This window comes from Streptomyces sp. W16, assembly GCF_033194735.1.
Classification (GTDB): Bacteria; Actinomycetota; Actinomycetes; order Streptomycetales; family Streptomycetaceae; genus Streptomyces.
This window is the reverse complement of sequence record NZ_JAWOAI010000460.1, coordinates 1-8,141: the sequence shown is the minus strand read 5'-3', so window position 1 is coordinate 8,141 and position 8,141 is coordinate 1. Positions and strand designations below refer to the sequence as shown.

General features: G+C 69.6%; 10 protein-coding genes. 4 read left to right on the top strand and 6 right to left on the bottom strand.

Annotation, left to right across the window (positions count from 1 at the left end):
* Positions 1 to 494: phosphotransferase family protein (locus R6V09_RS40260; RefSeq protein ID WP_317886447.1), on the top strand; the 494-nt coding region annotated here is incomplete at its 5' end.
* 112 nt (positions 495 to 606) lie between these two features.
* On the opposite strand, the gene R6V09_RS40255 is transcribed toward R6V09_RS40260, so the two are convergent.
* Both R6V09_RS40255 and R6V09_RS40250 read right to left on the bottom strand, forming a co-directional pair.
* Positions 607 to 2,727: an ArnT family glycosyltransferase gene (locus R6V09_RS40255; protein WP_317886446.1), complete on the bottom strand. Its 2,121-nt coding sequence runs from the start codon at positions 2,725 to 2,727 to the stop codon at positions 607 to 609.
* The gene (locus tag R6V09_RS40250) at positions 2,724 to 3,566 is read right to left on the bottom strand and encodes a dolichyl-phosphate beta-glucosyltransferase (RefSeq protein ID WP_317886445.1); all 843 of its coding nucleotides are present in this window, start codon (positions 3,564 to 3,566) and stop codon (positions 2,724 to 2,726) included. Before R6V09_RS40250 ends, R6V09_RS40255 begins: the two co-directional genes overlap by 4 nt.
* 244 nt (positions 3,567 to 3,810) lie before the next feature.
* On the opposite strand from R6V09_RS40250, the gene R6V09_RS40245 reads away from it, so the two are divergent.
* Genes R6V09_RS40245 through R6V09_RS40235 form a run of 3 tightly spaced genes read left to right on the top strand, consistent with a single transcriptional unit; the run spans position 3,811 to position 6,298 of the window.
* Positions 3,811 to 4,941 carry an ABC transporter ATP-binding protein gene (locus R6V09_RS40245; protein WP_317886444.1) on the top strand — a complete coding sequence of 377 codons (1,131 nt, stop codon included), beginning with the start codon at positions 3,811 to 3,813 and terminating at the stop codon, positions 4,939 to 4,941.
* On the top strand, positions 4,938 to 5,633 hold the full coding sequence (locus tag R6V09_RS40240) for an ABC transporter permease (protein ID WP_317886443.1): 696 nt from the start codon (positions 4,938 to 4,940) through the stop codon (positions 5,631 to 5,633). Before R6V09_RS40245 ends, R6V09_RS40240 begins: the two co-directional genes overlap by 4 nt.
* A complete protein-coding gene (locus tag R6V09_RS40235) occupies positions 5,630 to 6,298 on the top strand; it encodes an ABC transporter permease (protein ID WP_317886442.1) in 669 nt (222 codons plus the stop codon). Before R6V09_RS40240 ends, R6V09_RS40235 begins: the two co-directional genes overlap by 4 nt.
* A gap of 60 nt (positions 6,299 to 6,358) precedes the next feature.
* On the opposite strand, the gene R6V09_RS40230 is transcribed toward R6V09_RS40235, so the two are convergent.
* The 4 genes from R6V09_RS40230 to R6V09_RS40215 form a co-directional block, all read right to left on the bottom strand.
* On the bottom strand, positions 6,359 to 6,958 hold the full coding sequence (locus R6V09_RS40230) for a GTP-binding protein (RefSeq protein ID WP_317886441.1): 600 nt from the start codon (positions 6,956 to 6,958) through the stop codon (positions 6,359 to 6,361).
* Complete coding sequence (locus tag R6V09_RS40225) at positions 6,945 to 7,400, bottom strand: DUF742 domain-containing protein (RefSeq protein ID WP_317886440.1); 456 nt, start codon at positions 7,398 to 7,400, stop codon at positions 6,945 to 6,947. The genes R6V09_RS40230 and R6V09_RS40225 overlap by 14 nt, the downstream gene beginning before the upstream one ends.
* A 36-nt stretch (positions 7,401 to 7,436) precedes the next feature.
* Positions 7,437 to 7,913, bottom strand: a complete 477-nt coding sequence (locus tag R6V09_RS40220) for a roadblock/LC7 domain-containing protein (protein WP_019071413.1) — start codon at positions 7,911 to 7,913, stop codon at positions 7,437 to 7,439.
* Positions 7,910 to 8,141: hypothetical protein (locus R6V09_RS40215; protein ID WP_317886439.1), on the bottom strand; the 232-nt coding region annotated here is incomplete at its 5' end. The genes R6V09_RS40220 and R6V09_RS40215, both read right to left, overlap by 4 nt.

The window sequence follows — 8,141 nt, the reverse complement described above, 5'->3', positions numbered from 1 at the left end:
CGGGCGCCGCCATCCGGAAGCTGCACGACGCGCCCCTGCCGCCCTGGCCCGGCCGGGGAAAGGCCCTCGACGAGTTGACTGCGGAACTCGATGCCGAATGCGAGTCGCTCGTGGCGAACGGTGTCCTGCCCGCCGACCTGGTCGCCCGCAACCGCCAGGTCGCCGGGGCCGCGCTCCGGCCGTGGACCGAGGCGTTCACGCACGGCGACCTGCAGATCGCGCACGTCTTCGTCGACGGCGACGAGGTCACCGGCATCATCGACTGGTCCGAGGCGGGCCCGGGTGACGCCCTGTACGACCTCGCCACCTTCACGCTCGGACACGAGGAGCACCTCGGTGACGTCCTCGCCGGCTACGGCACCGACGTCGACCTCGACGTGATCCGCGCGTGGTGGTCGTTGCGCAGCCTGCTGGCGGTTCGCTGGCTGAGCGAACACGGCTTCGACCCGTTCGCGCCGGGCTGCGAGGTCGACGTGCTGAGATCCCGGATGTGAGGCCGTACGGGCCTGCCGCCACGCCCTTTATCGCGCGGACGTGGACAAGCGGAAGGGCCGCCGGGGTTACCGGCGGCCCTTCCTGTCGGGAAATGTGGATCGAGGGAGTGGATCAGCTGACGTCGGAGGCGTCCAGGCGGTACAGGCCGCTGCTCGTGCTCGTGCTTGTCGAGGAAGTCGACGAACTGGAGCTGTACGCCGAGGACTTGACGGCCGTGCCGTGTGCCTTGACCCAGGTCGCGATCGCGGAGTTCGTGCCCTGGCCGCCGTCGCTGCTGACGATGATGTAGTGCAACTTGCCGGACTTCACCAGGGACTTGAGCTTGGCGAGGGTCATCGCGTTGTCGCTGCCGGACCAGCCGCCCATGGAGATCACGGGCTGACCCGACTCCAGGATGATCGAGGACGCTGTCTGGTCGGTGGACACCGCCAGCAGCCAAGTCGCGCCGTCCTGGTGCTTCTTGAGGTAGGTGATCATCTCGGACGAGACCTGGGAGCCGCCGCCCATACCGCCACCGGCCTGCTGCGTACCGGACTCGGACGTGGACCCGGACTTGGTGCCCGAGGGAGCCGTACCACCTGACGGCGGCGTGCCCATCTTGCCGGAACTTGAGCCCGAACCGCTGGGCTTCGTACCGGACTTGGTGCCGCTCGGCGCGCCGCCCATGCCGCCACCGCCACCCATACCGCCACCGGTGCTGGGACCGGCCGTCGGGTTGGTGCCGTTGGTCGAGGAGGTCGCCGCCGAGACCGAGTAGGCCGCGGGTCCTGCGAGGAGGGCGACGACCGCGGCGAGGGCCGCGAAGCCCATCAGCCGGTGGCGGTGAGTGAACCGGCCGACCAGCAGGCCGAGTACGGAGGCGATGCCCGCCGCGGCGACCACGATCTCCGCGACCGTGTACACCGTGCCGGAGCCGGACACCCGCTGGAGCAGGACGACCGCCCAGACGGTGCTGGCCGCGATGCCGACCGGCAGCACCCAGGCCCACTTCGCCGCCGAGCCCTCACGGAAGGCGCGGTACAGCAGCACCCCGCCCGCACCGGCCAGGGCCGCGATACCGGGCGCCATGGCGGTGACGTAGTACGGGTGGAAGGTGCCCTCGGCCAGCGAGAAGGTCAGGAAGTGGAAGACGAACCAGCCGCCCCAGAGCATCAGCGCCGCGCGCTTGGCGTCGGTGCGGGGAGCGCGTCCGCGCAGCACCAGACCGGCGACGAGCGCGATCGCGGCGAAGGGGATCAGCCAGGAGATCTGGCCGCCCATGATCTCGTTGAACATCCGGTACAGGCCCGAACTGCCGCCGAAGCTGGCCCCGTTGCCCTGCGAACCGACCGAGGAGCTGGCGCCGAAGATGCGGCCGAAGCCGTTGTAGCCGATGACCAGGTCCCACACCGTGTTGTCGGTCGAGCCGCCGATGTAGGGGCGGGAGGAGGCGGGGATCAGGTCGACGATCACCATCCACCAGGCGCTGGAGACGATCAGCGCGACGGTGGCGACGGCGAGGTTGCGGATGCGCTTGCCGAGGGAGACGTTCGTGGCCCAGAGGTAGACGAGGAAGAACGCGGGCAGGACGACGTACGCCTGCATCATCTTGGTGTTGAACGCGAAGCCGATCGCGACCGCCGACCACACCAGCGGCATCAACTTCCCGTTGCGGACGGCCTTCAGGAGGGCCACCGCGCCGAGCATCATCAGCAGGACGAGGATCGGGTCCGGGTTGGTGTCGCGGGTGATGGCGACCGTGATCGGGGTGAGGGTGAGGACGAGCGCCGAGATGGTGCCCGCGACCGCGCCGAAATCGCGCTTGACGCTCCGGTACAGCAGGGCCACCGAGCCGGTGCCGGCCGCGACCATTGGGAGCATCAACTGCCAGGTGCCGTAACCGAATACGCGGGCGGAGAGGCCCATCACCCACAGCGCGAACGGTGGTTTGTCGACCGTGATGAAGCTGCCGGAGTCGAGCGCGCCGAAGAAGAACGCCTTCCAGCTCTTGGTGCCGCTGTAGACGGCCGCGTCGTAGAAGGTGTTGCCGGTGATCGAGGTCAGGTTCCAGGCGTAGAGCGCCGTGGCCAGCAGCAGGATCGCCCAGAGGGCCGGGCGGGCCCAGCGCGGGTCGTCCTCCGGGCCCGTGAAGAGCCTTCTGGCACGGGCAGCGACGCCGCCGTCGGCGGGCGGTCCCGCCCGGTGCGAGCGCCGGGCGTCTTCCTGGCTGGGGGGCGGGGCGAGGGTCGTCATGACGCGTACTCCAGGTGTTCCGCGGAAGAGGCGGGCGCCCCGACGGGCAGGACAGGGGTGGTGGTGCGGGTGCGGTGGGGTACGGCGGCGATGCGGGCGCGGCCGGTGATCGTCTGCTTGAACATGCGGCGCATGCCCTTGAGGTCGTCGAGGGCGGTACGGACGATGTCGACGCGGCTGTCGGGGTCGTCGATCCAGTCGACCGGGACTTCGTGAATGCGGAGCTTGTTGCGCTGGGCGAGGACGAGGAGTTCGGTGTCGAAGAACCACGCGGTGTCCTCGATGTGCGGGGCGAGCGCCCGGAACACCTCGGTGCGGACGGCCTTGAAGCCGCACTGCGCGTCCGAGAAGCGGGCCGCGAGACCTGCCTTGAGGAGGAGGTTGTAGGAGCGGGAGATGAACTCGCGCTTGGCGCCGCGCTGGACCGCCGACTGCCGGTGCAGCCGGCTGCCGATCGCCACGTCGCTGTGGCCGGACAGGAGCGGGGCGACCAGGGGCAGGAACCCTTCGAGGCCGGTGGACAGGTCGACGTCCATGTACGCGACCACGTCCGCCTCGGAGCGGCTCCACACGTGCTTCAGCGCACGGCCCCGGCCCTTGGCGTCGAGGTGTACGGCGTGCACGTGCGGCAGCCGCTGGGTGAGGTCGAGCGCCGCCTGCCAGGTGGCGTCGGTGCTCGCGTTGTCCGCCACGGTGATCGTGAACGGGAACGGGAAGGACGATTCGAGGTATGCGTGGAGACGGCCGACACTGCCGGCGAGGACGTGCGCCTCGTTGTAGACCGGCACCACGATCTCGACCGACCGCTGCCGGGCGCCTCCCGCGTTCTGTTCGTTCATGACGGTGACGATCCGGCTGCTGTCTGTGCGGTCACTGAGCCTTCACTGAGCGGCTGATGAGAATCAGCGGACTCACAGGAAGGGCACAGCAGATCCGCGTCGAACCCCCAGGAAGCGGCACCCAAAACCCCTCAGGTGCCCGCCAAGTTCCCGCAACACAAGCCGTCTAGACTCTCCCCTCAACGGCCTGAGACAGCGGCCAGGAACGGGCAGTTTCTGCCAAATCCGAAGGGTATTCGGCGCTTTGATACGGATAGATTCAGTCACCAAGCGGTACCCGGACGGCACGGTGGCGGTCGACCGGTTGTCCTTGGACATACCGGACCGCTCGATCACCGTCCTCGTCGGCCCTTCGGGCTGTGGCAAGACGACGACCCTGCGCATGATCAACCGGATGATCGACCTCAGCGAGGGCCAGATCCTCCTGGACGGCGCCGACATCACCAAGCAGCCGGTCAACACCCTGCGCCGGTCCATGGGCTACGTCATCCAGAACGCCGGACTCTTCCAGCACCGCACGATCGTCGACAACATCGCCACCGTGCCCCGCATGCTCGGCTGGGGCAAGGAGAAGGCCAGGGCGCGGGCCACCGAACTCATGGAGCGGGTGGGCCTCGACGCCTCCCTCGCCAAGCGGTACCCCTACCAGCTCTCCGGCGGCCAGCAGCAGCGCGTCGGCGTCGCCCGCGCCCTCGCCGCGGACCCGCCGGTGCTGCTCATGGACGAGCCGTTCTCCGCCGTCGACCCCGTGGTCCGCAAGGGCCTCCAGGACGAACTCCTGCGCCTCCAGGACGAGTTGGGCAAGACGATCGTCTTCGTCACCCATGACATCGACGAGGCCATCAAGCTCGGCACGATGGTCGCGGTGCTGCGTACCGGCGGCAAGCTGGCCCAGTTCGCCCCGCCCGCCGAGCTGTTGTCCGACCCGGCGGACGCCTTCGTCGAGGACTTCCTCGGCGCCGACCGCGGCATTCGCCGCCTGTCCTTCTTCTCCTCCGCGGGCCTCGACCTCAAGACGTCTCCCATCGTCGCCGTCGACTCCACCGCCGAGCAGATCGCCGAACGCACCACACCCGGCGTGCCGTACCTCCTCGTCACCGACCTGGACGGCAGGCCGCTCGGCTGGAGCGAGCCCGGCGCGCTCACCGCCGGAGCCGTCGACATCGCTCAACTCCTCGCGTACGGCCGCCCGTTCGCGGCCGGCAAGGACTCCCTGCGGGCCGCGCTCGACGGCTCCGTGCTGTCGCCCACCGGCTGGGCGGTCGGCGTGGACGACACCGGCCGGGTCGTGGGCGTCGTATCGCAGCAGGCCGTGGGCGAGGCGATCCGGAGCGCGCACGCGGCGCTGCGGCCGGGCACGAAGGTCGCCGGATGAACGACTGGTTCCGCATCCCCAGCGACCTCCAGAACACCTACTTCGGCCTGATCGGGCTGCATCTGCGCGAGGCCGTGATCCCGGTCCTCGTCGGCCTGCTGGTCGCGCTGCCCATCGCCCAACTCTGCGTGCGGCTGCGCTGGTTGTACCCGCCGGTGCTGTGGGTGACGACAGTGCTGTACGCGATCCCCTCGCTGGCCTTCTTCGTCGTCCTCATCGACTACACCGGGCAGACCGAGACCACCGTGATGATCCCGCTCGGCGTCTACAGCCTCGTGGTGTTCGTCCCGGCGATCGTGGACGGCGTCCGCTCGGTACCGCAGGAGACCATGGACGCGGCCACCGCGATGGGCCTCGGGCCCGTACGCCGGTATCTCCAGGTGCAGTTGCCGATCGCCGTGCCCGCGATCATCGCCGGCCTGCGGGTGGCGACCGTGTCCAGCATCTCCCTCGTCAGCGTCGGCATGCTGATCGGCAACCAGGGCGCGCTGGGCAACCTGCTCAACGACGGCCAGATCTACCACCAGCCGCGCCTGATCTGGCTCTCCGTGATCACCACGGCCGTCCTCGCCATCGTCGTGGACGCCGTCCTGGTCGCCGTACGCCTGCTCCTCACGCCCTGGATGCCGCGCGGCACCCGCAAGGCCCGGCCCGCAGCGGCCGAACCCGTACTGGAGGACGCAGCCCGGTGAACGTACTCCACTACATCAACCTGTTCTTCAGCGACAGCACCCACTGGCACGGCTACGACGGCATCCCCACCCGGCTGCGCGAGCACGTCCAGTACTCGTTGATCGCGCTCGCCATCGCCGCCGCCATCGGCCTCCCCGTCGGCCTGGTGACGGGCCACACCGGACGCGGCGGCAACACCCTCTCGCTCATCGCCACCGCCGCCCGCGCACTGCCCAGCTTCGGCCTGCTGGTGCTGATGTTCGTGCTGATCGGCTTCGGCCTGGTCCCGGTGATGATCCCGCTGGTCGTCCTCGCCGTACCGCCGATCCTGGTCACCACGTACGAGGCGATGCGTTCCGTCGACCCGTCCCCGGTCGACGCCGCCCGCGGTATGGGCATGAACGAGACGAACATCCTCTTCCAGGTGGAACTGCCGGTCGCGCTCCCGCTGATCCTCAGCGGCCTGCGCTCGGCCGCCATCCAGATCGTCTCCACCGCCACCATCGCGGCCTACGTCAGCCTCGGCGGCCTCGGCCGCTACATCATCGACGGCCTCTACCAGCGGAACTACGAGAAGGTCGTCGGCGGAGCCACCCTGGTCGCCGGCATGGCCCTGGTGACGCTGGGGCTCTTCTGGGGCATCGCGCGGCTCGCGGTGTCGCCGGGGGTTCGTAGGAGCAACTGAGCCTCGTGAACAAGGGAGTTGGGGAGGGCTCAGGCCCTCCCCAACTCCCTTCTGTTGCCGTCAGTTCTCCGAGCGCGCCAGCGCCAACTCCAGTACGACCAGCAGCGCGTCCCGCACCGAGCCGCGCTCGCGTGCGTCGAAGGCGATGACCGGGACCCGTTCGTTGACGTCGAGCGCCCAGCGGACCTCGTCGAGGGAGTGCTCGATCTTACCGTCGAAGGCGTTCAGGGCGACCGCGAACGGGATCTGCTTGTGCTCGAAGTAGTCGACCGCGGCGTAGCAGTCGTCGAGCCGGCGGGTGTCGACGATGACGAGACCGCCGACCGCGCCCTCCACGATGTCGTCCCACATGAAGCCGAACCGGTCCTGCCCGGGCGTACCGAACAAGTACAGCTTCAGGGTGGGGTCGATGGTGATGCAGCCGAAGTCCATCGCCACCGTGGTCGTGGTCTTGCGCGGGGTGTGGGACAGGTCGTCCACGCCCGCCGCGACCTCGGTGATCGCGGCCTCGGTGGTCAGCGGCTCGATCTCGGAGATCGCGCCCACGGTGGTGGTCTTGCCCACGCCGAAGCCGCCCGCGACGACCATCTTCACCGGCAGCGGCGGTCGTACGACGGTCTGCGCAGCCGCACCGCGGGCGACCGGTTCAGTCGGTGTCACGGAGTACTCCCCGGGAGTTGGGGATGGCGCGGAGGCCATCGATGACCCTGCGCAGGACGGTTGCGTCATGGGTGATGTCGGAGTTGGGCACGTGCACCGTCAACTGCCCGGCGGCGCGCAGGTCCTCGGCGAGGACACGCACCACGTTGAGGTGCAGCCGCAGCCGGGCCGCGATCTCCGCGAGGGACTGCGGCTGCCGGCAGGCGGCGACAATGTCGTGCTGCTCGAAGGAGAGCCGGTCGAGCACGTCGAGCCCGGCGGCCGTGGCCACCACCTGGGTCTCGACGGGGATCGGCCGTCCGGAGTCGGCCGCGCCCGCGCCCGCCACCCGGCCGGCGGTCACCAGGAACGGCCGTACGGCGGAGGGTGTGCGCACCGGATCGCGATCCGGGGGTGTGGCCCCGTCCGCGCCGGCACCGCTCGGAGTGCGGCCGTCGGGCATGAGTGGCTGTTCCTCTCTCGACCGGTCGGGGACCGGTCACCGAGCCGAAGCGGCGCCGACGCTGTTCTTCAGCTGGAGCACCAGCTGGGGGTTGAGCGCGGAACCGGCACGGTTGGCGAACAGCGTCATCTCGTAGGCGATGTTGCCGAGCTTGGCCTCCTTGTCGGTGACGACGCCGAGGACGGCGCCGCTGCCGATCGCGGAGACGAGGACGTGGCCGCCCTCCAGATCGATGATGACCTTGTTCAGGCCGCCGAGACCGTAGTTGCCGGAGGCGCCGGCGGCCAGGCTGGTGATGCCGGAGACGATGGCCCCGAGGCGTTCGGAGTGGGCGTGCTCACGCAGTTCGGCCACGGCGATCAGCAGTCCGTCGGAGGACACCGCGATGGCGTCGACGACACCTGCGGTCTCCGTCGCGAAACGGTTGAGCAGCCAGTTGAAATCGGCCGCCGCTGCCTGCAGTTCGGCCGGCGTGGTGCCTCCCCTGGGAGTTTCACCTGTCGACGTACTCACTGCTCCGCTCCTTTCGGGAGATTGTTCCGGTCGTGCGGGTGGTCCGCGTCCGTGAAGCGCAGGCCTGAGAGGGTGTCGCTGTCCCGGTTGGCCTGCTCGACGGCTGCCTCGAACTCTTCGAGGGCCGAGCGGACGGCGTCCGCGTCGGCGGGCCGGGGGGCCTGCCTGGCGGCTTGCTGGGCGGCGTCGTCGGCGCCCGTACGAAGGGTGGCGCCCTTGACGCGCCGG